The sequence below is a fragment of the Fictibacillus nanhaiensis genome, from assembly GCF_036213205.1.
Taxonomy (GTDB): domain Bacteria; phylum Bacillota; class Bacilli; order Bacillales; family Fictibacillaceae; genus Fictibacillus; species Fictibacillus nanhaiensis_E.
In genome coordinates, this window is the sequence record NZ_JARMFC010000035.1 from 1 (window position 1) to 26,118 (window position 26,118).

The window sequence follows — 26,118 nt, forward strand, 5'->3', positions numbered from 1 at the left end:
GGTACTTTGTCTACAAGCTGGAATGCTCCCTAATCACTAGGGAGCATTTTTTGGTTCCTCTTCATTTTTTATCTGATATTCACATGAATTACATACGTTTTCTAAACATGACCGATGGGAATACTAGTGACGAGTGGAATTATTTGAAAAAAGGCGCTTTTATGAAAAAAACAGGGACAAGTACATTTCCAAACTATTCTTAAAACGATATAATAAAGAAGAGAAAAAAAGCGTGTGTTAAGAAAGAAAGTAATGATCGGGAATAAAAACATCGAAAAAAATGAAGAACGAGGTTTATTAATGGAGCTGGTGAATTACCGACAATTGGTTAAGTAGGAAGGAGAATTAACAATTCAATAGGTAACATTAGCTTCCGGAACTCGGGCAGAAAGGAGAGAGAGATGAGTTTTCCTGCAACCGGAAGTATAATCAATATCCAAAGCTATAAGCATAACGGCTATCTTCATAGAAATTGGGAAGATACTGTTATTTTAAAAGGGACTCCTAGTCAGGTGATTTGCGGTAACGACCGGATTCTTGTTACTGAATCTGACGGGCGTCAATGGCGCACGAGGGAACCGGCCATTTGCTATTTTAACGCGAAGCAATGGTTTAACGTGATCGGAATGATACGAGAAGACGGGATTTATTACTACTGCAACCTGGGCTCACCATTCATGTGGGACAAGGAAGCATTGAAGTATATCGATTATGATCTTGATATAAAAGTATTTCCAGATGGCACTTATATCTTATTGGATGAAGATGAATATGAGCTGCATAAAAGAATGATGAGGTATCCGAGTCAGCTCGATACGATTATTAAGAAGAACCTTCAAGAATTAGTCTTGATGGTCACACAAAAAAAGGGACCGTTTGAACCTGGATTTGTGGAACAATGGTACGAAAGATATTTAGAATTCCGATAAAAAGGAAAACCTGTTGAAGAGTCAACAGGTTATCCTTTTTTTATCTTTGGTTAACTTGGCACTTTGCCAAGTTTTCTTTTATGAAAGAAAGAATGGTGAATGAAATGGATAGTATAAAACGTTATTTGATTTTCGTAAAACCATACAAGTGGCAAATCTTCTGGACGATTATAATTGGTCTCGCTAAGTTTGGTATACCTTTGTTAACACCTCTGATTTTAAAATATGTAGTGGATGATATCATTCAAGTCTCATTGCCTGTAGATGAAAAATTAAACAAACTTTACTGGCTCATGGCGGGAGCTGCACTCATATTTGTAGTACTCCGTCCACCGATTGAGTACTGGAGGCAATATTATGCACAATGGGTAGGGACAAAGGTTTTATATGACATTCGTGATAAGATGTTTGATCATATCCAACGCTTGAGTCTGCGTTTTTATTCGAATAACAAATCCGGCGAAATTATTTCAAGAGTCATTCATGATGTTGAGCAAACAAAAACGTTTGTCATTACAGGTCTTATGAATGTGTGGCTAGATATGGCGACGATAATCATTGCAGCGGCCATCATGTTCTCTATGGATTTCTGGCTAACAATCGTAGCCTTATCCATGCTTCCGGTTTACGGGTTTTCGGTAAAGTTTTTCTATGCCCGGCTTCGTCAACTAACGAAAGATCGTTCGCAGGCTCTGGCTGAAGTGCAGGGACACCTTCATGAACGCGTTCAAGGAATGTCAGTGATCCGGAGTTTTGCACTTGAAGATCACGAGCAGGTTCAGTTCGATAAACGAAACCGCAACTTCTTAGACCGTGCAATGGATCACACAAAATGGAACGCAAAGACATTCTCGGTCGTAAATACTGTAACAGATATTGCGCCGCTTCTTGTTATTGGGTTTGCAGCGTATCAAGGCATTCAAGGGAACATTACAATTGGAGCGCTAGTCGCTTTTGTAGCGTATATGGATAGACTATACAATCCGCTCAGACGACTTGTAAATTCATCTACAACGCTCACACAATCGATCGCGTCAATGGACCGGATGTTTGAGTTTTTGGATGAGTCTTATGATATTGAAGATTCCCCTCATGCCAAATCCTTAACATCGGTAAAAGGAAAGCTTGATTTTGAAAATGTTTCTTTCACTTACAACAAAGAAGAAGCAGATGTGCTACATAATGTTTCCTTATCTGTCGAAGCGGGTGAAACGATTGCTCTAGTTGGGATGAGTGGCGGCGGTAAATCTTCCTTGATTAGCTTGATTCCACGCTTTTATGATGTGTCAGAAGGAAGCATCAAGCTGGATGGAACAGATATCCGAGATTTTCAAGTTCGGTCATTAAGAGATAATATCGGTATGGTTCTTCAAGATAATATTCTTTTTAGTGAATCCGTTCGTGCGAATATTCTTATGGGTAACCCAGAGGCTTCAGATGAAGAGATGATTGCAGCTGCAAAAGCGGCTAATGCACATGAGTTCATAATGAGCCTTCCGGATGGTTATGACACAAAGATCGGAGAACGTGGAGTTAAACTATCTGGCGGTCAGAAGCAGCGAGTGGCTATATCTCGTGTCTTTTTAAAAAATCCACCGCTCCTTATTCTAGATGAAGCAACTTCTGCTTTGGATCTTGAGAGTGAACATTTAATTCAAGAAGCTTTGGAAAAGCTAGCAAAAGATCGAACAACGTTCATAGTGGCCCACCGACTTTCCACCATTACTCATGCTGATCGAATTATTGTGATCGATCACGGCAGGATAGTAGAGATCGGTAATCATAAGAAATTGATGGAAAAACAAGGCGCCTATTATGACCTATTCATGGTACAACAACTGAATTAATTTTAGACGGGACTAGCAGAGATGCTGGTCTTTTTTTATAGCTTTTAATTGAGATTATAGGTTCAAAGGCACATGAAAACCGTACGAAAGAACTACAACATTAGACGTGTTTGTCGAATATTTTGAAAATTAAATATTGTCAAATTGTCAGAGTAGTGTCATAATTCTCAACAGAGAAGTAATATTCTAGGAAATTTGGCAGCTTAGAGAAAGGAGTGAGATCTCATGGGAAATCCCGTTCTAGAAGTGAAGAACTTAAGAACTTCTTTCCTTACAGACGATGGCGCAATCCCTGCTGTGGACGGTGTTGACTTCCACGTTAATCCTGGTGAAGTTCTAGGGATCGTAGGAGAATCGGGCTGCGGTAAAAGTGTGACGTCACTATCCGTAATGGGACTAGTACCTACACCACCTGGGAAAATTGAAGGAGAGATTCTCTTTAAAGGTGAAAATCTTGCTTCAGCACCAGAAAAAAGGATGCGGCAAATTAGAGGCAATGAAATCGGAATGATTTTTCAGGAGCCAATGACGAGCTTGAACCCAGTTATCACGATTGGTGAACAGCTTATCGAATCACTGCGCATACATAGAAAATGGTCCAAAAAAGAAGCGATGGGAAAAGCTATTGAGATGCTTAAGCTAGTGGGACTTCCACGAGCAGAAGAGCTTGTAAAAGAATATCCTCATCAATTATCAGGAGGTATGCGTCAGCGTGTCATGATCGCCATGGCCATGATCTGTGACCCTAAACTTCTGATAGCGGACGAGCCTACTACCGCGCTGGATGTTACGATTCAAGCACAGATTCTAGACTTGATGAAACGACTAAACAAAGAAACAGATACCGCAATCATGATGATTACCCATGATCTTGGTGTAGTTGCTGAGATGTGTGAGCGCGTCGTTGTAATGTACGCTGGAAAAGTGGTTGAAGAAGGTGAAGTGAAAACCATCTTCCAAAATCCGAAGCACCCTTATACGGTTGGGTTAATCAAATCCGTACCAGACATGAGGGAGAAGGTTGGCCGACTATACTCTATACCAGGAAACGTGCCGAAACCCGGTTCGATCACCACGGGTTGTTCGTTCGCACCGCGTTGTGAGCATGCAGGAACAAGGTGTATAACTGAAACTCCTCATCTTAAAACTCAAGAAGGCAGTCATCAAGTCAGATGCTGGCTTTACGAGGACGGGAAAGGAGTGAATCTGCATGAGTCAGACACAGCCATTAGTTAAAGTTGAAAATTTAAAGATGCACTTTCCGATTAAAGGCGGATTATTGAGCAAGACCGTTGGCGAAGTAAAGGCAGTAGACGGAATCTCTTTTTACATAAAAAAAGGAGAGACGCTCGGTCTCGTAGGAGAGAGCGGTTGCGGTAAGTCCACGACAGGTCGCATGCTCCTGAGACTTTTAGAACCCACTGAAGGAAAGATCTACTTTGAAGGCGAGGATATAACGAAATTATCCTCCAGTGAGATGAGGAAGAAACGCCGCGAGATGCAGATGGTGTTTCAAGATCCTTTTGCTTCCCTTAACCCGCGCCATACGGTTGAGAAAATTTTAGAAGAACCATTAATCGTTCATGGTGTAAAAGATAAAGCGGAACGAAAAAGACGAGTAAAAGAACTGCTTGAAGTTGTAGGACTCTCAAGCTGGCACGCAAAGCGATATCCTCACCAATTTTCAGGAGGACAAAGACAGCGTATCGGAATAGCAAGAGCACTTGCCGTGAATCCGAAGCTCATTATCGCGGACGAGCCGGTATCTGCACTGGATGTTTCCATTCAATCTCAAGTATTGAACCTTTTACAAGATCTTCAAAAAGAGTTCGACCTTACGTATTTGTTTATCGCGCATGATCTTGGTGTAGTTCGCCATATCAGTGACCGAGTGGGAGTTATGTATTTGGGTCATATCGTAGAGCTTGCAGACAGTGAAAAGCTTTATGATGATCCAAAACATCCATATACACAAGCTCTTTTATCAGCTGTTCCAATACCAGATGTGGAGCATCGAAAGGACCGGGTCATCCTGCAAGGAGACGTGCCGAGTCCATCGAATCCACCAGCTGGTTGTCCGTTCCATACACGTTGCCCTGCAGCGATGGGTCATTGCGGAACCGTAAAGCCTGTTTTAAAAGAAGTTGCTGAAGGCCACTACGCTGCCTGCCACCTTTACGAATAACGGCAGACACGTACATATAAACAAAGGCATAACTAAAATGAGAACTGGGGGAAAGAAGATGAAAAAAAGTTTATTAACCTTATTTGCTTTAATGCTTGCTTTATCTCTTGCGTTGGCAGGGTGTTCATCAGGCGGGGATAGCAGCAGTGGAGGAGACGACGAAAAAGTCGATCCGAACAATGTCATGATCTACGGACGTGGCGGAGACTCTGTTGCACTTGATCCAGCTGTTGTTACTGACGGTGAATCATTTATCGTTACAGAACAAATTTATGAGCCACTTGTAAACTATGGAAAAGATAACACAGATATCGTTCCAGGTCTTGCAAAAGAATGGGATATCTCAGAAGATGGCTTAACGTACACGTTCACACTTGAAGAAGGTGTTAAGTTCCACGATGGTGAGAAGTTCAACGCTGATGCAGTAGTTAAGAACTTCGACCGTTGGGCACAAAGTAAAGACGGCGAGAAATTCGCATACTACGGATCTATGTTTGGTGGATTTGAAGGTGACGAAGGTCACGTCATTAAAGATGTAAAAGCTGATGGTGAGAACAAAGTAGTTATTACCTTGAACAAGCCTCAAGCTCCATTCTTAAAGAACGTAGCTATGAGCCCGTTCGCAATCGCGAGTCCTAAGTCATTAGACGGTGACAAGCTAAGCAAAGAGCCAGTTGGTACAGGTCCTTTTAAATTCAAGAGCTGGAAACCAAACGATACAATTGTTCTTGAGAAGAATGCTGACTATTGGGTAAAAGATATGCCGAAACTTGATGGCGTAACGTTTAAAGTAATCAAAGACAACTCTTCTCGTCTGAACGCATTAACGAAAGGCGAAATCGACTTAATGGATGCTCTTAATCCATCTGATATGAAAAAAGTTTCAGACAATGGCAAGCTTCAACTGTTCGAACGTCCTTCAATGAACGTTGGTTACCTTGGCTTTAACGTTGAAAAAGCACCATTTGATAAAAAAGAAGTACGTCAGGCGATCAGCCATTTGATCGACAAGCAAGCGATCATCGACAACTTCTATGAAGGGACAGCTGAGCCGGCTAAAAACCCAATGCCTCCTTCAATCGCTGGATACAACGATGAGATTCAAGATCGTGAGTATGACGAAGCAAAAGCTAAAGAACTTTTAGCTAAAGCAGGTATGGAAAAAGGATTCGAAATGGATCTTTGGGCAATGCCTGTAGCACGTCCATACATGCCTAACGGTCAAAAAGTAGCTGAAGCGATTCAAGCGAAACTTGCAAAAGTGAATATTAAAGCGAACATCGTAACATTTGAGTGGGGTACTTACCTTGAGAAAGTTCAAAAAGGTGAAGCACCAATGTTCATGTTAGGTTGGACGGGTGACAATGGAGATGCGGATAACTTCCTTTATACGCTTCTTGACAAAGACACGATCGATTCTAACAACTACTCTCGTTATGCGAACGAAGACGTTCATAAGCTTTTAGTTGAAGCTCAAACAACGGCTGACGAAGCAAAGCGTGAAGAGCTTTACAAACAAGCACAAGTAATCATCCATGAAGATGCTCCATGGGTACCACTTGTTCACTCTAAGCCTCAACTAGCTGGAGCAAGCAAGATTAAAGGATTCGTTCCACATCCTACAGGTTCTCAATCTTTCGCGGACGTATCTTTCGAATAATGTATGGCGGGGAGTATGGCCTAAAATAGCCTGCTCCTCTTTTTTTGGAAAATTGGAAGTGGTTGATTTCCGTTTCAGGATGCTCGCTTTCCGGGGGGGCGTGCGGTGAGCCTCTTAGCGCAATGCGCTGTTAAGAGTCTCACCTGTCCCGCTTCAAGGAAGTATTCTTGCTCCTGCGTCTACAAGTTATACTATCGCAGTGAGATTCCTCGTCGCATGCCTTGCGAGAAGTTTCTCATGTGGTAGGCACGCACCTTCCACTCCAATCAACTTGTCAGTGAAGTAAAGTGAGCCAAAAACAACAATCTTTTAAAAAAGAATCTTTTTTAAAACCTTAAACCTAACATACTTGTAATTCTTCTTAAGAAAGAGGTGACCCCTATGTTTGCCTATACGATCAGACGGTTAGCAACGCTCGTTCCCGTACTCTTAGGGATGACATTTATCGTGTTTATGATGATTCGCGCTATCCCGGGTAATCCAGCACAATTAATTTTAGGGCAGCAGGCCACAAAGGAAGCTGTTGCTGCATTAACTCAGCGACTTGGGTTAGATCAGCCGTGGTATACGCAATTTATTGATTACTTAACGGGTCTTTTTACAGGAGACCTTGGTGTTTCATTAAAAACAAACGTGCCGATCGCAGAAGAGGTGTGGCCATATTTAGCGGCTACTATTGAGCTTGCATTAGTAGCTATGGTTATAGCGATCGTAATCGGAGTAAATGCAGGTATCATTTCTGCATGGTTCCAAAACTCTTGGTTTGATTATACAGCTATGGTTCTTGCGCTAGTTGGTGTTTCTATGCCGATCTTCTGGCTTGGGCTAATGGAGCAATATGTTTTCTCAATCCACTTTGATCTTTTACCGACTACGGGTCGTGACAACATTCGAGTACCGGTTGATCCGATCACGCATTTGTATTTAATCGACACTCTGATTCAAGGACGAATGGATCAATTTGCTGAGGTAATTAAACATCTAATTTTGCCTGGGGTTGCTCTAGGTACTATCCCAATGGCGATCATTGCTCGTATGACGCGATCAAGCATGCTTGAAGTAATGCGCTCAGACTACATCCGAACGGCTCGCGCAAAAGGGATGAAAATGTTCTGGGTCGTATACAAGCATTCATTGAAAAATGCGTTAATTCCAGTAGTAACAGTTATCGGTCTTCAGACTGGTCTGCTTTTGGGTGGGGCCATTCTGACTGAGACGATTTTCGGATGGCCAGGCATCGGTACATACATTTATGATGCGATCTCGTATCGTGATTATCCGGTTATTCAATCTGGTATTTTAGTAGTCGCAACGATTTTCGTATTAATCAATCTACTCGTTGATTTGCTGTATGCAGCAATTGACCCGAGAATAAAATTCAAGTAGGAGGGATTAGAATGTCAGAACTAACAAGATCAACACCTCCCGTAGTTCCGCAGCCACAGCATATGCCTGTTGAACCTGTGGAAGACAAAGTAATCTCTCCTTGGAAAGATGCTTGGAGAAGCTTCAAAAAGAATAAAATTGCTCTTGTCGGCTTATCGATTGTCTCGTTGTTCATCTTGGTTGCAATATTTGCAGACTTGATTGCGCCTTACAGCTATAGTGAAGTTGAGCTAAAAGATAAACATATCGCACCATCTGCTGAACATTGGTTTGGAACGGATGAATTCGGCCGTGATATCTTAAGCCGAGTTATCCATGGTGCCCGAATCTCGCTTTGGGTAGGATTTTTCTCGGTAGCTGGCTCCGTTATCGTGGGTTCCTTGCTTGGCATTATAGCAGGGTATTACGGAAGATGGGTAGATAGCATCATATCCCGTATATTTGATATTTTGCTCGCGTTTCCAAGTATCTTACTTGCCATCGCGGTTGTATCTGTACTTGGACCTTCACTAAAAAACGCGTTGATCGCGATTGCGATTATCAACATTCCGACTTTTGGTCGATTGCTCCGCTCCAGAGTGCTTAGTGTAAAAGAAGAGGAATACATTACAGCAGCCCGAGCGATTGGAATGAGCGACTTCAGAATCTTAATCCATCATATTCTGCCGAACAGTCTTGCTCCAATTATCGTTCAAGGAACGCTTGCGATTGCAACGGCGATCATTGAAGCAGCTGCTCTTGGTTTCTTAGGAATGGGTGCACAGCCACCAACGCCTGAGTGGGGTAAGATGCTCGCGGATTCAAAAGACTTTATCATTCAAGCGCCATGGACCGTATTGTTCCCAGGCTTAGCGATCATGCTCACAGTACTTGGATTCAACCTGATGGGTGACGGACTCCGTGATGCACTAGATCCACGAATGAAGAGTTAGAGATTAGTTGTATATGAGGAGGCTTGGCTTTGGCCAAGCTTCTTTTTTATGTGTTTTTTTCTAGGAGAGGGGTTAGGTTGTATAGTCTTGTTCGATTTGTTCCAGTTGAGGGTAGATTTAATGAACGATGAAGGTGGTAGGCTTGGCTGCTAGATTGTAAATTTAAATACCATGCAAACTCATAGTTTGAAATATGATTTGATATTAATAGTGCGTAATCTTGAAGAGCTTCAATGTGCGCAGTTTTTGAAGAAGTATTACAAGTAGAACAATGCCATTTTCCCCAATTGTAGTTCATGATGGAGTGTGGACAAGTTGGACAAAATACCCCTTTTGAGAGCTCATTCTTATTTACTTGGAAAAGCTCACAAATATCTGGATCGTACGATGAGCTTAATTTCAGGAGAAGTCTTGCTAGTTTTTTTACTTGTTTTTGAGTTATAACCGAATTTGGATATTTACGGAACAGACTTTCATACTTTAGTTGTAAACTCGAACTCTTAATTACTGTTTCATTAGCTTCTTGATAACCTGGTGCGGCTTCAATAATTGCAGCAGGATGTGTCATAACGACCAGTGTTTCAATAGGTAATAAATTAAGCTTATGTTGTTTTAATACTCTAGTAAGATGAATTTTTTGGCGAGAAACTTGATCAATCGGATTTGTGAATGCCTCTTCTTTTCCGGCATACGTTCGAATGAACTGGAAAAATTGATCTTCAAAAAAAAGATGGCCAGCCATGTATTTGATCTCGAGGATTGTAATGAAACTGGGGGTAATAAGAAGGGTGTCCATTTGAAAAAAATATTCACCATCTAATATTCGAAGACCATGTAAGTAAAGAATATCCTTAGGCAGATAACGATAAAAGTATTCGAGTGACTGCTCGCCTTTAAAGCCGGATGAATGATTCCGCAACAAATCTTGAAATTCTTGTTTCTTAAAATGATTGGGTGGAATTCTTTTGACCAATTTAGATAATTTGGTAATAAAAATAGGTGCTTTTCTTTCTTTTTTCAAATAGAGCGCCTCCTACAATTTTAGTTAGGATCATGGAACTCCATTTTGCCGCATTCTTACGTTTGGTTCAAAGGGGAAGATACCTAATATCGCATTGAAAACCAGTTCAATCCACAAATTTCGCATATGAATCCACAAGAAACAGTGTTTAATCCACGAGTTTTATCCTTGAATCCTAAAGTTTTCGGGATTTATCCACGAGTCTACAATCCTAGACATGTTTCGACAGAGGCGTACCGAGTAATGACCGCTATAGACTGGTGTACACAACAATTCGCTACCCGCACACAAACAAAAAAACCAACCCTCAAAAAAGGGTTGGCTTCCAATACACATATTAGTCTTCTAACCGCTGATCCAACTGCACTTCACTGTCTTCCTGGTGATAGTTCTTAAAGCTTTCTACCAGCGTGTTTAAGTGTTCCAATTGGTCTGCGTAATCTATGATCAGAGCGAAAACGGGGAACAGTTCGATCCAATCTTCGTTCTCTGGATTTTTGTAATAGCTCATGATGCATTTCATGAGTGCTTTTTTGTTGATGGCCTCATCCATATCAAGGGTATGCTGTGCACGGATCTTGTCTGTATACTTCAACAGCATCTGTTCGTGGAAGTTGGTCAAGCCATCGAGTTTTAATTGAATCAGTTCTTGAAGAGGTTCAGGCATGTTGTTCATTTCGTTTTCGTGACGGTGAAGGCTCTTCAACAGTTCTAGTGATTTGTTTGTCGTTTGTATCATCTGTCGGTAAAGAACCAGTTTGCGTGTTTTTGTATACTTATTGCTCCTAAAATACGTACGTTCTTCTTTATACAATAAGTAATATTGATCCATTTTAAAGCGGTTTTCTTTTAAGTGAGTCAGATCTTCTTTCATGGCACTATGTTCAGTAGCATGACGGGTGATCATGCGGATCCATTTTATGATTTCGTCCGTGTGATCTGATATTTTATAATACAATTTCGTTTCGTATTTAGGCGGCATGAATACCAGGTTAACTAAGAACGCTGATAATACGCCGAGCATGATCAATAAGAAACGGTCGATCGCAAAACCGATAAAGTTCTCTGTATGGCTCTCCATGATAACGATTACGGTAACGATGGATAACGGAATCGTTTTCTCGATTTTCATCTTTAAGTTCGCTGCGATGACAAGTACGACAACGAATCCGATAACAAATGGGTTATTGCCTAATAAAATTACAAAAATAATAGCAAAAATGGCACCTACCAAGTTACCTTGAACTTGTTCTAAAATAGTTTGATATGATCTATAGATGGATGGCTGGATCGCAAATGTAGCGGCAATCGCTGCAAAGGCTGGTTGATCCAATTGAAACAACATCGCTAAATAGATTGATAAAGAAATGGCTAAACCCGTCTTAATCATTCGGGCTCCTAGTTTCATAACTGCGATAATTCCTTTCTCATAAAAAATGTTAATAATCTCAAACACTATAAACTGTTTCACCCTTTTAATCAAGTAAATATCTGTTAACAAATTGTGAAAAGTAGCAGACCTATATACCTTATGAGAAACAAATAAGCTCTATTACAGGTTTTCCCTTAAATCAAAAAAAGAATCCGTGCGATGACGGATTCTTTCATTTATCTAAAAAACTTATAGTGAGCTGAATGCTCTTCCAGCTGCTTCGATTGTAGCGTGAACGTCTTCCTCGGTGTGTGCAGTTGTTAAGAACATCGCTTCATATTTAGATGGAGCGAGATTGATTCCTTCATGAAGCATGTGTTTGAAATATCTTCCGAAGATTTCACCGTCTGTTGCTTCTGCTTGGACATAGTTCTCGATCTTTTCATCTGAAAAATAAAGAGTCAAAGCACCTTTCAAACGGTTAATTGTTACGGAAACACCATGTTTCTCAGCTTGTTCCAGTAATCCTTTTTCAAGAATCCCACTCAAGCGGTCCATTTCCTCGTAAACACCTTCTTGCTTTAAAACTTCTAAACAAGCAATACCCGCTGAGATTGACGCTGGGTTTCCTGCCATCGTTCCTGCTTGGTACGCTGGTCCGAGTGGTGCTACTTTTTCCATGATCTCTTGTTTACCGCCGTATGCGCCGATCGGCAGTCCGCCGCCGATAATCTTTCCGAGCGCTGTCATGTCTGGTTTAACACCAAGAAGATCTTGTGCGCCTCCATACATGAAACGGAAAGCGGTAATTACTTCATCATAGATTACAAGTGCACCATGCTCATGAGTAATGTCGTTAACAGCTTGTAAAAAGCCTTCCTTCGGTTCAACGATCCCAAAGTTTCCTACGATCGGCTCTACTAAAACAGCAGCGATTTGATCTCCCCATTTATCCATCGCCGCACGATAAGCATCAACATCATTAAATGGAACGGTAATTACTTCTTGTGCGATAGATTTTGGCACACCAGCTGAGTCAGGGGTACCTAATGTCGAAGGACCAGATCCAGCTGCAACTAAGACTAAATCGGAATGACCGTGATAGCAGCCGGCGAACTTGATGATTTTATCGCGTCCTGTGTAAGCACGAGCAACGCGAATCGTTGTCATAACAGCTTCTGTTCCTGAGTTTACAAAACGAACTTTATCCATGGCAGGCATAGCTTCTTTTAACATCTTCGCGAATTTTACTTCAAGGGAAGTAGGTGTTCCATAGAGAACACCGTTTTCTGCGGCTTTCACAATCGCCTTAGTGATATGAGGATGAGCATGTCCGGTAATAATAGGACCATAAGCAGCTAGATAATCGATGTAACGATTGCCGTCTTCATCCCAAAAATATGCGCCTTGTGCACGTTCCATAAATACAGGTGCACCTCCGCCAACTGCTTTAAAAGAACGGGACGGACTGTTTACACCGCCAACAATATGTAGAAGTGCTTCATCATAGAGTGCTTCAGATTTCGTGTGTTTCATCTATAAATACCTCCTGTAAACGATACGTCAGTTAAGTTCAATACATATTGTAGCATGAATAAGCGCGAGGAACAGTGATGGGAAACTATGACAAGATAGTCTCAACTATTTGAGTTTATGAATGTGATTGGAGTAAACTATTCGAGTGCCTTGAGTTTCTCTTGCATGAAATTGGAAAAATGGTTGCTCTTGAAAGTGATTGATTTCCGCTCCAGGATGCTCGCTTTCCGCGGGGCAGGCGGTGAGCCACATTCGTACGTTTCACTCTTAAGTGTCTCACTGCCCGCCTGTCCTAGCTGAGAGTCTCGCACCTTGCGCTACAATCAACTTGTCATTGAAGAAAGATGCTACAAACGTCAAGCAGCAATCTTTTAAAAAGAGTCTAATACCTATAAATTACGGAGGCATTCTTATGCAGAACATTATAGATGTACAAGGTTTAAAAAAAGAATTTAAATCCTTCTCCAGCCGATCAGGTCTGAAGGGGGCGTTTCGTGATCTTTTTACACGAAACTATACGATTAAGACAGCAGTGGATGACATCTCTTTTACAATAAAAAAAGGAGAGATGGTCGGTTATATCGGGGAGAACGGTGCAGGTAAGTCGACTTCCATTAAAATGCTGACAGGGATTCTCACGCCGACTGACGGAAAAATTGTCGTTAACGGTATGAATCCGCATAAAGAGCGGGAGAAGTTTGTAAAAACGATCGGCGTCGTCTTTGGTCAAAGATCGCAGTTATGGTGGGATATTGCTGTTCAGGAGTCTTTTAGATTACTAAAGAAGATCTACAATGTTCCAGATCAACAGTACGAAGAGCATATGAAAGATGTGATCGAGACGCTAGATATCGGTCCGTTACTTGACAAGCCTGTCCGCAAACTTTCACTTGGACAACGCATGCGCTGTGAACTGGCTGCAGCACTTATTCATAATCCGCCGCTGCTATTTCTGGACGAGCCTACTATCGGACTTGATGTACTCGTAAAACTAAAAATTCGTGAATTTCTTAAGAGAATCAATGAGAAATATGGTACGACGATTCTTTTAACAACGCATGACCTTTCTGATATTGAAGCGCTTTGTGAACGAGTTGTTATGCTTGATGAAGGAAAAATCATCTATGATGGACCACTCAAAGAGCTTCGTGAAAACTGGGCAGAAGGAAAGCAGATTCAGTTCCAGTTTAGTGAAGAAGCAACATTGGAAGAGTTGCAGCATCTTACGCAAGAACATCTCGTGGTTTGGGAAAAAGGCGAGAGTGATCTAGTGTGGGTTGCCTCTGTTGAAGCCGACGAGACGGTGATTTCAGGTGTCATCGGAAAAGTTACAGCGGCTAAAAAAATTGCTGATTTGAAGATTCTTGAGATCTCAACTGAAGAGATCATCCGAAATATTTATGTTGAAGGTGCTGTTCGTCATGGGTAAGTATATCGAGATGATTCGCATCCGTTTTCTAATGATGCTCGCATACCGAACGAACTATTACAGCGGAATACTCATTTACAGCATTAACATTGGAGCTTATTACTTTCTATGGAGTGCCATCTATGGAGGAAAAGAAAACATACAAGGCCTTTCTATCACACAGATGACAACGTATATAGCTGTTGCGTGGATGGCGCGAGCCTTTTATTTTAACAACATCGACCGAGAGATTGCGATGGAGATTAAAGAAGGAAAAGTGGCTGTTGAGATGGTTCGTCCTTATCCTTATTTAAATATGAAGATGATGCAGGGCTTAGGCGAAGGAATCTTTAGGCTTTTATTCTTCTCTGTTCCAGGAATGATCATCGTAGCGCTGGTGTTTCCTATAGAACTCTCTACTAATGCAAGTACATGGTTGTTATTCTTCCTATCGATTACGTTTAGTTTTATCATAAACACTCAGATCAATCTATTAGCTGGAATCGCTACTTTCTTCTTATTTAATAATGATGGTTTGATTCGTGCAAAACGTGTCGTGATCGATCTATTTTCAGGACTTATCTTACCGCTCAGTTTCTATCCGATGTGGGCACAGAACGTGATGAGCTATTTACCGTTTCAAGGGATCAGCTATATCCCAAGTATGATTTTTACAGAAGGGTTTAAAGGCTCACAAATCTATGAAGCTCTTCTTAACCAAGCAATATGGTCGCTGCTCCTGGTCATTCCAGTTTATGGGCTATGGATTTTAGCGAAGCGTCAGCTTGTGGTTCAAGGGGGTTAATAGCAGATGGAGTATATTTCAATCTTTTTTCAGTACGTTGGACAATATTTAAAAACAAGGCTTACGTATCGTGCGGATATGATAGTTGAAATCTTTTCAGATCTATTATTTCAAGCGGTAAATTTAGTTTTTATCCTGGTCGTATTCGGCCATACAAATCTACTTGCCGGATGGAGTAAGGATGAGATGATCTTTATTTACGGATTCTTCTTAGTTCCATTCTCGATCTTTGCTTCTTTCTTTAATATCTGGGATTTTACAGACAGATATATTGTAAAAGGCGAGATGGATCGTATCTTAACAAGACCCGTCCATAGTCTTTTTCAAATTGTACTCGAAAGAATGGAGTTAGAATCACTATTCGGTGTAGTGACAGGATTAGTTGTTATGTTCTATGCAGGTGATAAACTTGGGCTTGAGATCAGTTGGTACGATCCGTTTATCTTCATCCTTTTAGTAATAGGTGGAGCACTCGTCTATGCAGGTATCTTTATTGCGCTTGCAACAATTGGATTCTGGTCAGATTCCCGAACAGATATTATGCCGATGATGTACAACATCGGAAACTATGGAAGATATCCGGTTGATATTTATAACAAAGTGATCAAGTATGTGTTAACGTGGATCCTTCCGTTTGCATTTGTCGGTGTATATCCATCTTCCTATTTCTTAGAACGTGAAGAGTGGTATACGTATGCCTTCTTAACACCAGTAGTAGGACTCGTATTTTTCTTGATCGCTGTAACGTTATGGAACGTTGGAGTGACAAAGTATAGAGGTGCTGGTAACTAAAGAAAACCGTTCTCCTTCAGAAGGAGAGCGGTTTTTGTTGTTTCATCTATTGATACTAGATTTTTTTTTGCGGAAGCGAGTAACCCGAAAAGGAAATACTCTCAAAAAGCAACAAGGAAAACGAATACAGCTCGTTCATTTAAACAAAGATCGTTTACTAAAATGATGTTCAAGATCTTTCGTCATCAGGTTAATGCAAAGGACTAGAAGGGCGAAAGCTGTTACAGGTACCATGACTATAAATGGCTCTAGCATTAGTTCCTTATGATATGTGGAGATTAAACCGGTCCACTCGTTAGAAATCGTCGCAAAATGGTTGAATTGGTCATGCTCCTGACCCGATGTGATTTGCACACCCCCAATAAAAAGGTGATAGATTGCTAAGTGAAGCATCAACGTAAGAACTTGTGCAAATTGGCGGCCGCCTATTACAAACAGTCGCGGCCATAAGTGGGGGAGAATGTGTTTTGCTGTTATTTGAAAGTAGGAAGCACCCATGAGTTTGGAACAATTAACATATTCTGTTCTCGATAACTGTTCAGCCGTTTCAGCGATTATTTTCCCAAGCGGCAGAACACCAACTGCAATAAGAACAAGCAACTGAAGAAATAATGTTTCTAAAGTTGAGAATACAGAATCATTTCTTACTTCGTAAAAAAGAAAAGGAGACAAAGTCAGCAGTACAATAAGGGATTGTGGAACGTATTGAAAGCTTTGGATCAGACCGCTGAACCAGCTGCTATTAAACAAGCGTTTAAAAATCAATCCCAAAATAACAGAAACAAAGATTCTTGCTAACGTTATGATACAGGCAAAAAGAATCGTATATTTAGCACCGTCAACTAAGATATAAAATAAATCCTTTCCATTACGATCTGTACCAAGCCAATTCCCTTTAGAAGGACTATAAGGCGGAATCTCCAACTTCTTTAAGGCATCAGAGTATCGAAATGGGTTTATTTCAGGTTCAGAAAGGGCTATCGGAATGACAATACTTACTATTAAAATGAAAAGCAGCAAGAAAAGACCTGTAAAGAAAAGAGGGGTTTTACTCAGCATGAATATACCTCCTCTTGATTATCGCTTTTTGTACACCTTTAACGGCAGCAAATAATGGAATGACAACGAGCAGTAAAAGCATAGCCTTTGTTTCATAAGGCTGTACACTTAATAGAATTTTAATAACACCGTTCATTCTAAATAGGTATTCCAATACGACCATCTGGCTGAATAAAAGAAGGATGATGATGGGAAAGTGCACACTGAGTTCAGAGAGGATGTTACTTAAAAGGTGTTTTAAAATAATAGCGGATTTACTGATCCCTTTTGAACGAGCAAAGGTGATATAATCCTTATCCATCTCTGTCTCTGAAAGTAACAGATGAATTCTATACATATAAATACCAGGTACAATACTGAGTGTTATAAGCGGAATCAAAAGAGCAGGTTCTTTGCTGGATGTAAAAGGATTTGCGGCTAGCCATCCGGTCTGTTTATACAGCCAAACAACGAATAGCTGTATGCAAAAAACAAAGAACAAATCTGGCATGGATTCTAGAAGGCTGCAGCATTTTAAAAGTGCTCTTTTAAAGATGGAAGGAAGGAGTTCTGTCACCCACCCAAATACTAAAGCTATAATGACAGCGATAGTAAAACTAGCTAAGATGAGTCCTGTCGTGTAGGTGACAATGCCCCAAACCTCTGGAAATAAAGGTCTTTCAGTGATCTGATCCAGAAACACTACTGAGCGATTCTCGGGCATTTTAGGAAAGGCGAGTGTTTGTGTTTGTGTGTAAAGAGTTAACGAGTGTGGTTTGGTTAGTTGGACAATTGTTTCAATCACAGTCTGTCCGTAACGAAACATGCTGAATCTCAAAGTGTTCTCCTCAGCAAATAGTGAAGGAGTTGCAGAGAGTAAAACAACACCTATTGAGAGCAGTAAATAAGGCTGAACAAAGAATAATAACTTTCTCATGAATCGTCTTCCTTTCACGTTAAGTCAGCCGTGAAAATATATTCGTCCAAAATAGGCTGCTGTATAAATTGAGCGACATCTGTTCGAAGTGATTCCAGTCTTTCTCGCTTACCGGTGTAAAAAACGTAATAGCCTTTTCTTTGTGTTTCAGCTAAACCGCATAAAAGCAACTGCTTTAAATGATTTGATACGGTAGCTTCAGTGAGATTGTATTTATAGGCGAGTTGTTTCGTACTGTAAGGATGGTGAAGCAAGTCTTGCAGAATTTTAAGTCTTGTTGGTTCACTAAGTGCCTTTAATAATGTCATCAAATCCTCAGGTGGTTCATGGTTTTTTTCTGAGTCTGGAACAGCAACATGGAGGGCGATGCTAACACGGTCTTGGTTGCAGCAAAGCATGACGTGTGGCGTAGCGAATGTAGATGGCTGAATAACGAGTCTCGGAAACTCTTCAAACGAAAACGTGTAAACATCATTCTTCTTAATTTTTATAGAATCAGAAGTTACGGTTACATCTGGATGTATGCTGTTTAAACTTTCAATTTTCGAGTCACTCAGTTCTTTCTTGAAATTGTCAGATGCTCTTGCAATCCAAGGCGTAATTCTGAAAAGCTCTTCTGCAAACAAGTAACGGTTGTATTCATAAAAGAAATCACAAATCTTCCTTTTCCAGGGAGCAGCATGTAAAAGAATGTCTCGTTCAATCGAGTGAAGAGGTGCTGATGCAGGACTGTTTTTCCACTTTAGCAAAGAGTCGCTTCCATATTTCTCACCTAGCATGAGATACGAAAACGTTAAGTCTGGTATGAGAGCTAAACGTTCAATAGCCTCTTCAACGGTAGATTCATTAAATTGTAATTCGTTTCGAATGTTAACAAAATACATCCAGTCATAAAAATGCGGTCCCCATTCTTTGATTAAATGCAAAAGATCTTGCGGTAATTTAATTTTTGCTTTTTCAGCCCATGCAAGTCGATATGGGTGATGAGCAGGATTTTGAATAACGTGGAGGCTCATTATCATTTCGTTAAAAGGGGAAAAGTCAACTGAAACAAGTGTCATTTACACATCGTCCTTTCTTTGTGAATAATTTATATTTTGATTAGCTGAATATCGAATTAGTTTTTATTAATTCCAAAATTACAAATAATTTACATTCTAATAGGGAATAAGTCAATGCTTTTTTTGGACTTAAGTCCTGATTTTTTATACTTCAAGCCTTATTGTTATAAATAAGCATTCTTTATCTTGTAAGATATGAACATAATTACATTGCATAGCAGAAATGAGGAATTACATTTGAAAATCATGGTTATTGCAGGAAGTCCGACAGCAGAATCAAGAACTAGAGGAATAGCGCAGTTCGCTGCTGAAACGTTAAAACAGATGAATGTTGAAGTGTTGTATTTTGATGTAGGGCTTGATAAATTACCTCTATTTACAGGAGATGCTACGACAGCTCAGAATGAGGCGGTAAAAAAATTAGCTGAGTATGCTGAACAAGCGGATGGATTTTTTGTAACGAGCCCAGAGTATCATAGTGGAATAAGCGGAGCGCTAAAAAATGCACTCGATTTCTTAGGAGGAAAGCATTTTAAGAACAAACCGTCAGCAATTGCTGTTGCTGCAGGAGGCGGAAAGGGCGGAATGAACGCTTTGACTAATCTCCGCACCGTGCTCCGCGGTGTATACAGCTTAGTGCTGCCTGATCAATTTGTTGCAGATCCAGTGAACTTTGATGAAGGCAATGTGCTAGTGGATGAACTAGCTCAAACGCGTGTACGCGAATTATCACTTCAGTTAAAAGAGTTAACAGAAGCAATCTCGGTAAACCAAGCAAAATAAAAAATCGGAAAGACAGTCTATGAAAATAGGCTGTCTTTTTTGCTTATAAGGCTGTCCTATTACCCACGACCTTCTCATATGATGAATTGAGGTGGACTGAATGGAAAAAGCTGTTTTGATAATCTTACTTATAACAACTGCAGCTCTTATTGTCCGGAGTATCTGGATGCTCTTTAAACATCCTGGAATAAGGGAGCACTTGATGCCGGCTAGTCATCTGCTGATCCTTTTCATCGTGTACGGAACAATCATTTCAGGATTTGGACTCATTTATGCACTAATCTCTTTAATGGGCTATCCTGTCATAAAACTAGAATTGAATCAGAGCGACTTTTTCTCTTTTATAGAAGCATGTATTTATTTCAGCAGTACGACGATTTTGTCAGTAGGTTATGGAGACATCGTTCCTGTTGGAGCGGGAAGGTGGATAGCTGCTCTTCAAGCTTTGATCGGTTATTTGCTTCCTATTGCTTTCGTGTTATCTTCTGTAGTTCACCACAACAAGATGGCAAAATAGTTGTTTGAAAATGGACATATATAGGCTACCCTTAAAGGAGATGAAACTTTAAGGAGGTCAAAATTCAATGACGATAGAAACAGGAAGTAAAGCACCAGACTTTAAATTACCGGCAAGTAATGGAGAAGAAGTAGCATTAAAAGATTTTAAAGGAAAAAATGTGGTTCTTTACTTTTATCCAAAAGATATGACACCAGGATGTACAACGCAAGCATGTGATTTCAGAGATCGTCACGAAGACTTTAAGAAACAGAATACCGTTATTCTTGGGGTCAGTCCTGACCCACTAACGCGACATGACAAATTCATTGAGAAGCATGGTCTGCCGTTCGTCCTTTTAGCTGATGAGGACCATAAAGTGGCTGAGCTTTACGATGTGTGGAAACTGAAAAAGAACTTTGGCAAAGAATACATGGGAATCGAACGCTCTACATTTATTATTGATGGAGAAGGAAACATCGCGAAAGAATATCGAAAAGTAAAAGTAAAGGATCATGTTGAAGAAGCGCTGCAATTTATTGAAGAAAACTTAGTATAGAAAAAAGCCCTCGAGAATTGGAGGGCTTTTTTTAATTAAGGGATTAACTCTCCTGAAGTTCTGTAACAGGAATGTCCATCTCTTGATCAGGTTGTTCTCTTGTATAAGCTCTTGCGGTTTGATTGTTTTCATCAACAGATTGAAGCCAGACAGGAGTTCCGTTGTGAAGCACTGTGATCTCTTTTTCCGACTCAAGGATCTGTTGAGCACGTGATACGTTCATGAATTCATTCACCTCCACGCCAACTAGTATGCAGCAGAGACTGATAGACTATGCTTTTTCTTCTTAATAAATAGGCATGATGGTTTATGCGTGATAAAATGAAATAGTGTGAATTTTATAACATATAATTTCGGGGGTTATACATAATGAGAGATGAACGTTTAACAACGTTGGCTAGAACATTGCTGACGCATTCACTAAAGGTAGAAAAAGGTCAAAAAGTACTTATTACTTCATTCTTTGCAGGGAAGCCACTCGTAAAAGAGCTCGTTCAGGAAACTTACAAATTAGGTGCATTTCCATACGTCCAACTAGCAGACGAAGAAATTTCACGTGCGTTAATGATGGGCTCAACGAAAGAGCATTCTGAGGCACAAGTAAAATGGGATCTTGCCCGCATAGAAGATATAGATGCGTATATCTCTATTCAATGTAAAAATAATGATGCCGAGTTCTCTGAAGTTCCAAGTGAGATCTTCCAGATGAAAGCGGAGATCAACAAACCTGTTCAGAACATGATCATCAACGACCGTCAATGGGTATTATTAAACTATCCAACTACAGGACTCGCACAAATGGCTAAAATGAGCTTAGAAAAGTTCACTGATTTTGTACTGGATGTGTGTAACGTAGATTATAAAGCGATGGCTGAAGCACAAAAACCACTTCATGCTTTAATGGAAAAAACAGATAAAGTACGCATTACAGCTCCGGGAACTGATTTGACGTTCTCGATCAAAGGAATTCCAGCTGTTATGTGTGCAGGTGAAAACAACATTCCTGATGGAGAAGTATTTACGGCACCAGTAAAAGACAGTGTGAATGGAACCATTACTTATAACACACCTTGTCCTTATCACGGTACAACGTTTAACAACGTAAAACTTACTTTCAAAGATGGAAAAATCGTTGAAGCTACTTCAGACAATACCGAAAAATTAAATGAGATCTTTAATACAGATGAAGGTGCTCGCTATGTTGGGGAATTTGCCATCGGGGTAAATCCACTCATTCAACATCCGATGGGGGACATCTTATTTGATGAAAAGATTGGCGGCAGCATCCATTTTACACCTGGAAGAGCGTATCAAGATGCTTACAACGGAAACGAATCAGGCATCCACTGGGATATGGTGTTGATTCAGCGTCCAGAGTACGGCGGAGGAGAAATCTACTTTGACGATGTATTGATCAGAAAAGACGGTTTGTTCGTTCTGCCGGAACTTCAAGGACTTAATCCGGAGAACCTTAAGTAAGAAGTGAGTGGGATAGCTTTGTTGCTCTATGAGGGTTGTTGATTTCCGTTACAGGTTGCTCGCTTTCCGGGGGGGCGTGCGGTGAGCCTCCTAGTGCTCTGCACTTCTAGGAGTCTCACACCTTTCACTCCAATCAAATTTTCAATGAATATTGAGAACAAACAGACTCAAAGTAATTCCATTAGGAAACAGCCAAAACAAAACAGCAACAACTTAAAAAGCGGGGAGCACGTTCCTGCTTTTTCTATTACTCGAAAAGAGGTGTTTCTTTTGATTCTTTCCAGCGCGCGATTAAGAGATGATATAAAAGACGGATTAAAGAACACGTTCCCGAATGAAGAATTTCATTTTTATAAGAACATGAAAGAAGCTAAGGCGTATCTTAATCAAGCTGAAATTTTATTATCTTATGGGGAAGATCTAACTGATGAATTAGTAGCTGAATCAAAAGAACTACAATGGATCATGGTTATTTCAGCTGGTCTTGATAGAATGCCGTTTAAAGCTCTAGAAAAACAAGATATTTTGATTACGAATGCAAGAGGCATCCACAAAACGCCTATGGCTGAATATACGATCTCTATGATGTTGCAAGTGTCACGTAAAGCAAGTTTATTATTAAAAAATCAAAAACAACATACTTGGAATCGAAAAGTTCCGATTACTGAGATCTCTGGGAAAACGCTTGGTATTTTGGGAACAGGAGCGATTGGATGCGAGATAGCAAGACTCGCAAAAGCTTTTAACATGAAAACCATCGGATTTAACAGAAGCGGGCATTCTGCCGAAAACTGTGATGTTATCGTGGATAGAGAAGGAATCTCCACTCTTTATGGAGAAAGTGATTTTATCGTGAATGTTCTCCCATCAACACCACATACTTATCGGTTTGTCGGAAAAAATGCCTTTTCTCTAATGAAACAAAACGCAGTATTCATCAATATCGGGAGAGGGAAAACGGTAGATGAAGAAGAGCTGATCACAGCGTTGCAAGCCGAGAAGATTGGTCACGCAGTTCTAGATGTGTTTGAAAAAGAGCCATTAAAAGAAGAAAGCCCATTATGGGATATGAAGAACGTAACGGTTACGCCGCACCTTTCAGGGATTTCACCTCAATACCAAGAAAGAGCGATTGAGATCTTTTGTGATAATCTAACTCTATATCGAAATGATAAGCGTAAAGAGATGATCAATATCATTCCATATGACCGGGGGTATTAATATGAAAATATACACAAAGACTGGAGATAAAGGAACAACATCCTTAATTTTTGGTGAACGGGTTTCTAAAAACGATGTGCGCGTAGATGCGTATGGAACGTGTGATGAAGCAAATAGCATGATCGGATTTGGCGTGAGCTTGCTGCCGAGGGAAGAATGGGCAGAAAAAGCAACGGTTGTTATGCAGAAGGTCCAAACCGTTTTGTTCCATGTCGGTGCCGAACTAGCAACACCAGCGGGTAAGGAAGTAGCGTGGAAATTAAAAGATGAAGATGTTTCATTTCTTGAAGAGACGATTGATCAATGGCAGACGGGACTGAAACCTTTAAAGCAGTTCATACTTCCTGGAGGTTCCCCGTCGGCAAGTGCTCTCCATACCGCACGAACAATCGCGAGGCGAGCAGAACGTATTGCTGTAGAAATTGAAGGTGTAAATCCGCTTGTGTTGTCTTATCTTAACAGACTTTCTGATTTCCTCTTCGTTGCTGCACGTTACGTTAACGAACAAATGAAAGTGAAAGAGCCTGTACTACACGAAGACCATTCATAATAGAATACTGCATACATACACTTCAATTGACAAAACCTGTAGAAAAGCAGTAGACTAATTATAACGATTATAAAGTAAGAATTCTTAAAGAAATGGGGTGCATGACGATGTCAAGCGCTAAGATAAATGCGGCAATCGACAACTTAAAATCAGTAGGTGTACGGATTACACCTCAGCGTCATGCTATCTTAGAGCATCTTATCCAATCTATGTCCCATCCGACTGCTGATGAGATTTACAAAGCGCTGGAGGGAAAGTTTCCAAATATGAGTGTAGCAACAGTCTACAATAATCTTAGAGTATTTAAAGAAGCGGGTCTTGTAAAAGAACTGACTTATGGGGACTCATCAAGCCGATTCGATTGTGTGACGACTGATCACTACCATATCATCTGTGATTCATGCGGAAAGATAGTGGATTTCCATTATCCAGGTTTAGATGAGGTTGAGAGTCTAGCAGAATCTGTAACAGGCTTCGATGTAGGACGACACCGGATGGAAATTTACGGAGTATGCCCGGATTGCAAAAGAAAACATTAAAAAAAAGCTGACTTTCCACTACGGTAAGTCAGCTTTATCTATTCTCTTTGCGCATTTGGCGTTTAGAGTTGTACTTTTCATCAAATTCTTCGCCCTCAAGACCTTTATCCATCGTAAGCGGCTGATTACATGACATACATGCATCTACACGTCCTAGTACTTTTGTTACTTTTCCGCAGTTTGGGCAGACGACCTGCACAGCCTGAGTAGAGATCATACCAATCCAGAAGTAAACACCAGCACTGGCGATCGTTGCGATAAACCCAATCACCATAAAAATAGACATAACGACAAAACTTGTCTTGAAAAACAGGCCTGCATACATGATGATAATACCTATAAACACAAGGCTTAACGCGAACGTACGTATTTTATTGATTTTGCTCGTATACTTTATCATACCTGTCCCTCCTCCGTTCATTAGTATAACATATGAACTCTTAAGAAAAGAAAAAGGATTTCTTTATTTGATGTTGAAAGTAACAAACAGGATTTTGTTAAAATGGGAGATGACCTTCATGGAAGATATTTTACGCCCGCTATATCAGGAGAGAGCAAGCAACGAAAACACATTAGGCGTGCTTTTTGTTGAAAAAAATAAACCATTCAGCCCTGGCACGGATCACTTTGATTCAATACTTCTTATTATAGTAAAAGAATCCGATCAGCCCTTGATGATCAAACACTACGAGTTTGAGTCAACCTCAGCTGCGCTTCACATTGTAACAGAACAACTACTTAATTCTTGGTTGATGCTTGGTACGAACAGAAGAGCAGTTGATTGGGTAATGAACGGGAAAGTTCTATTTAATCGCAATGAGTACATAACAAGATTAAGAGACCGACTACACGAGTTTCCGGCTGAAGAAAGAACACACAAGATTGGTCTTGAGTTTGCAAAACTACTCCGCCGTTATAACGATGGAAAAGAACTCTTCCATTCCGGCCATTATTTAGATGCATTTAACAACATCATGCATGCTCTTCATCATTTAGCTCGTCTATCTGTTATTGAACATGGATATTATCCAGAAGTTACAGTTTGGAACCAGGTGAAGATGATCCAACCTGAAATCTTTAAGTTGTATGAAGAGCTTGTAACAGGAGAAGAAACGATTGATAAGAGAATTGAACTTCTATTACTAGCATCAGAGTTTTCACTTTCTTCTAAAACTAAATTAGGTGCACATCATCTGTTGGGCATTATTAAAGAGAAGGACGAATGGGCATATCATGAATTAATGGAACATGATGAGGTTCAAGACTATGCGATCGATCTTCCTATGATTCTTACGCACTTAAAAGACAAGGGTCATATAAAGGTAATCAAGCGGGAAACAAAGAGCAAAAACCTATATCATCGTTACTACTCAATAAAAGAATAAACTTTTTTCTAAAAAGGTGTTGACCTGTTTATCTATATCGTGCTATATTATTTCTTGTCGCTGCGACACACAGAAACAATGTTGCAGACGGGAAACACGATAAAAAAACAGGTTGACATCTTGTTTTTAAGATGATATCCTAATAAAGTCGCCAAAACGAGCGACACACGAAACACGCAGTTCTTTGAAAACTGAAC

The 26,118-nt window shown here is 40.3% G+C and carries 26 protein-coding genes; 18 read left to right on the plus strand and 8 right to left on the minus strand.

The features are described 5' to 3' along the window. Positions 1-401 precede the first annotated feature (401 nt). The 7 genes from ntdP to P4V41_RS20970 all read left to right on the plus strand — a co-directional run bounded on the left by ntdP (position 402) and on the right by P4V41_RS20970 (position 8,939). Entirely contained in the window at positions 402-929 is a 528-nt protein-coding gene (ntdP, locus tag P4V41_RS20940; protein ID WP_328087126.1) for a nucleoside tri-diphosphate phosphatase, read from the plus strand. Between the two features lie 104 nt (positions 930-1,033). Then, on the plus strand, positions 1,034-2,776 hold the full coding sequence (locus tag P4V41_RS20945; protein WP_328087127.1) for an ABC transporter ATP-binding protein: 1,743 nt from the start codon (positions 1,034-1,036) through the stop codon (positions 2,774-2,776). Positions 2,777-3,001: 225 nt separating this feature from the next. Next, entirely contained in the window at positions 3,002-4,012 is a 1,011-nt protein-coding gene (locus P4V41_RS20950) for an ABC transporter ATP-binding protein (protein ID WP_328087128.1), read from the plus strand. After that, complete coding sequence (locus P4V41_RS20955) at positions 3,987-4,961, plus strand: dipeptide ABC transporter ATP-binding protein (protein WP_328087129.1); 975 nt, start codon at positions 3,987-3,989, stop codon at positions 4,959-4,961. Before P4V41_RS20950 ends, P4V41_RS20955 begins: the two co-directional genes overlap by 26 nt. Positions 4,962-5,019: 58 nt before the next feature. Then, a complete protein-coding gene (locus P4V41_RS20960; protein ID WP_328087130.1) occupies positions 5,020-6,621 on the plus strand; it encodes an ABC transporter substrate-binding protein in 1,602 nt (533 codons plus the stop codon). 381 nt (positions 6,622-7,002) lie between these two features. After that, complete coding sequence (locus P4V41_RS20965) at positions 7,003-8,007, plus strand: ABC transporter permease (RefSeq protein ID WP_328087131.1); 1,005 nt, start codon at positions 7,003-7,005, stop codon at positions 8,005-8,007. Positions 8,008-8,018: 11 nt separating this feature from the next. Beyond that, positions 8,019-8,939: an ABC transporter permease gene (locus tag P4V41_RS20970; protein ID WP_419181341.1), complete on the plus strand. Its 921-nt coding sequence runs from the start codon at positions 8,019-8,021 to the stop codon at positions 8,937-8,939. 46 nt (positions 8,940-8,985) lie between these two features. On the opposite strand, the gene P4V41_RS20975 is transcribed toward P4V41_RS20970, so the two are convergent. From P4V41_RS20975 to P4V41_RS20985, 3 genes are all read right to left on the minus strand, one after another. Next, complete coding sequence (locus P4V41_RS20975; protein WP_328087132.1) at positions 8,986-9,960, minus strand: nuclease-related domain-containing protein; 975 nt, start codon at positions 9,958-9,960, stop codon at positions 8,986-8,988. 337 nt (positions 9,961-10,297) lie between these two features. Next, positions 10,298-11,368 (minus strand): FUSC family protein, encoded by a 1,071-nt coding sequence (locus tag P4V41_RS20980; RefSeq protein WP_328087149.1) that lies wholly within the window; start codon positions 11,366-11,368, stop codon positions 10,298-10,300. A 213-nt stretch (positions 11,369-11,581) separates the two neighbouring features. Beyond that, a complete protein-coding gene (locus P4V41_RS20985; protein ID WP_328087133.1) occupies positions 11,582-12,868 on the minus strand; it encodes a glutamate-1-semialdehyde 2,1-aminomutase in 1,287 nt (428 codons plus the stop codon). Positions 12,869-13,280: 412 nt separating this feature from the next. On the opposite strand from P4V41_RS20985, the gene P4V41_RS20990 reads away from it, so the two are divergent. Genes P4V41_RS20990 through P4V41_RS21000 form a run of 3 tightly spaced genes read left to right on the plus strand, consistent with a single transcriptional unit; the run spans position 13,281 to position 15,873 of the window. Beyond that, positions 13,281-14,297, plus strand: coding sequence for an ABC transporter ATP-binding protein (locus P4V41_RS20990; protein ID WP_328087134.1), 1,017 nt, complete (start codon positions 13,281-13,283; stop codon positions 14,295-14,297). Beyond that, the gene (locus P4V41_RS20995; RefSeq protein WP_328087135.1) at positions 14,290-15,081 is read left to right on the plus strand and encodes an ABC transporter permease; all 792 of its coding nucleotides are present in this window, start codon (positions 14,290-14,292) and stop codon (positions 15,079-15,081) included. Before P4V41_RS20990 ends, P4V41_RS20995 begins: the two co-directional genes overlap by 8 nt. Before the next feature lie 6 nt (positions 15,082-15,087). Further along, positions 15,088-15,873: an ABC transporter permease gene (locus P4V41_RS21000; RefSeq protein ID WP_328087136.1), complete on the plus strand. Its 786-nt coding sequence runs from the start codon at positions 15,088-15,090 to the stop codon at positions 15,871-15,873. A gap of 135 nt (positions 15,874-16,008) precedes the next feature. Here P4V41_RS21000 and P4V41_RS21005 read toward each other — a convergent pair whose 3' ends face one another. Genes P4V41_RS21005 through P4V41_RS21015 form a run of 3 tightly spaced genes read right to left on the minus strand, consistent with a single transcriptional unit; the run spans position 16,009 to position 18,909 of the window. Continuing rightward, a complete protein-coding gene (locus P4V41_RS21005) occupies positions 16,009-16,932 on the minus strand; it encodes an ABC transporter permease (protein ID WP_328087137.1) in 924 nt (307 codons plus the stop codon). Then, a complete protein-coding gene (locus P4V41_RS21010; protein WP_328087138.1) occupies positions 16,922-17,848 on the minus strand; it encodes an ABC transporter permease subunit in 927 nt (308 codons plus the stop codon). The genes P4V41_RS21005 and P4V41_RS21010 overlap by 11 nt, the downstream gene beginning before the upstream one ends. Positions 17,849-17,862: 14 nt before the next feature. Beyond that, entirely contained in the window at positions 17,863-18,909 is a 1,047-nt protein-coding gene (locus P4V41_RS21015; protein WP_328087139.1) for a metalloregulator ArsR/SmtB family transcription factor, read from the minus strand. 246 nt (positions 18,910-19,155) lie between these two features. Between P4V41_RS21015 and P4V41_RS21020 the strand changes: the two genes are divergently transcribed. From P4V41_RS21020 to bcp, 3 genes are all read left to right on the plus strand, one after another. Then, positions 19,156-19,692 (plus strand): NADPH-dependent FMN reductase, encoded by a 537-nt coding sequence (locus tag P4V41_RS21020; protein ID WP_328087150.1) that lies wholly within the window; start codon positions 19,156-19,158, stop codon positions 19,690-19,692. A gap of 100 nt (positions 19,693-19,792) precedes the next feature. After that, on the plus strand, positions 19,793-20,209 hold the full coding sequence (locus tag P4V41_RS21025) for a potassium channel family protein (RefSeq protein ID WP_328087140.1): 417 nt from the start codon (positions 19,793-19,795) through the stop codon (positions 20,207-20,209). Between the two features lie 67 nt (positions 20,210-20,276). Then, positions 20,277-20,747 (plus strand): thioredoxin-dependent thiol peroxidase, encoded by a 471-nt coding sequence (gene bcp / locus P4V41_RS21030; RefSeq protein ID WP_328087142.1) that lies wholly within the window; start codon positions 20,277-20,279, stop codon positions 20,745-20,747. 43 nt (positions 20,748-20,790) lie between these two features. On the opposite strand, the gene P4V41_RS21035 is transcribed toward bcp, so the two are convergent. Next, entirely contained in the window at positions 20,791-20,970 is a 180-nt protein-coding gene (locus P4V41_RS21035) for an H-type small acid-soluble spore protein (protein ID WP_328087143.1), read from the minus strand. A 146-nt stretch (positions 20,971-21,116) separates the two neighbouring features. Between P4V41_RS21035 and P4V41_RS21040 the strand changes: the two genes are divergently transcribed. From P4V41_RS21040 to perR, 4 genes are all read left to right on the plus strand, one after another. Next, positions 21,117-22,226, plus strand: a complete 1,110-nt coding sequence (locus P4V41_RS21040) for an aminopeptidase (RefSeq protein WP_328087144.1) — start codon at positions 21,117-21,119, stop codon at positions 22,224-22,226. Between the two features lie 261 nt (positions 22,227-22,487). Continuing rightward, complete coding sequence (locus P4V41_RS21045) at positions 22,488-23,447, plus strand: D-2-hydroxyacid dehydrogenase (RefSeq protein ID WP_328087151.1); 960 nt, start codon at positions 22,488-22,490, stop codon at positions 23,445-23,447. Position 23,448: 1 nt separating this feature from the next. After that, positions 23,449-23,997 carry a cob(I)yrinic acid a,c-diamide adenosyltransferase gene (locus P4V41_RS21050; RefSeq protein WP_328087145.1) on the plus strand — a complete coding sequence of 183 codons (549 nt, stop codon included), beginning with the start codon at positions 23,449-23,451 and terminating at the stop codon, positions 23,995-23,997. A gap of 107 nt (positions 23,998-24,104) precedes the next feature. Further along, the gene (gene perR, locus P4V41_RS21055; protein WP_137792276.1) at positions 24,105-24,536 is read left to right on the plus strand and encodes a peroxide-responsive transcriptional repressor PerR; all 432 of its coding nucleotides are present in this window, start codon (positions 24,105-24,107) and stop codon (positions 24,534-24,536) included. Between the two features lie 34 nt (positions 24,537-24,570). Here perR and P4V41_RS21060 read toward each other — a convergent pair whose 3' ends face one another. Then, entirely contained in the window at positions 24,571-24,936 is a 366-nt protein-coding gene (locus P4V41_RS21060) for a YgzB family protein (RefSeq protein ID WP_066286256.1), read from the minus strand. Positions 24,937-25,054: 118 nt separating this feature from the next. Here P4V41_RS21060 and P4V41_RS21065 point away from each other — a divergent pair, with 118 nt between their 5' ends. Continuing rightward, the gene (locus P4V41_RS21065) at positions 25,055-25,921 is read left to right on the plus strand and encodes a nucleotidyltransferase-like protein (RefSeq protein ID WP_328087146.1); all 867 of its coding nucleotides are present in this window, start codon (positions 25,055-25,057) and stop codon (positions 25,919-25,921) included. The last annotated feature ends 197 nt before the right edge of the window (positions 25,922-26,118 follow it).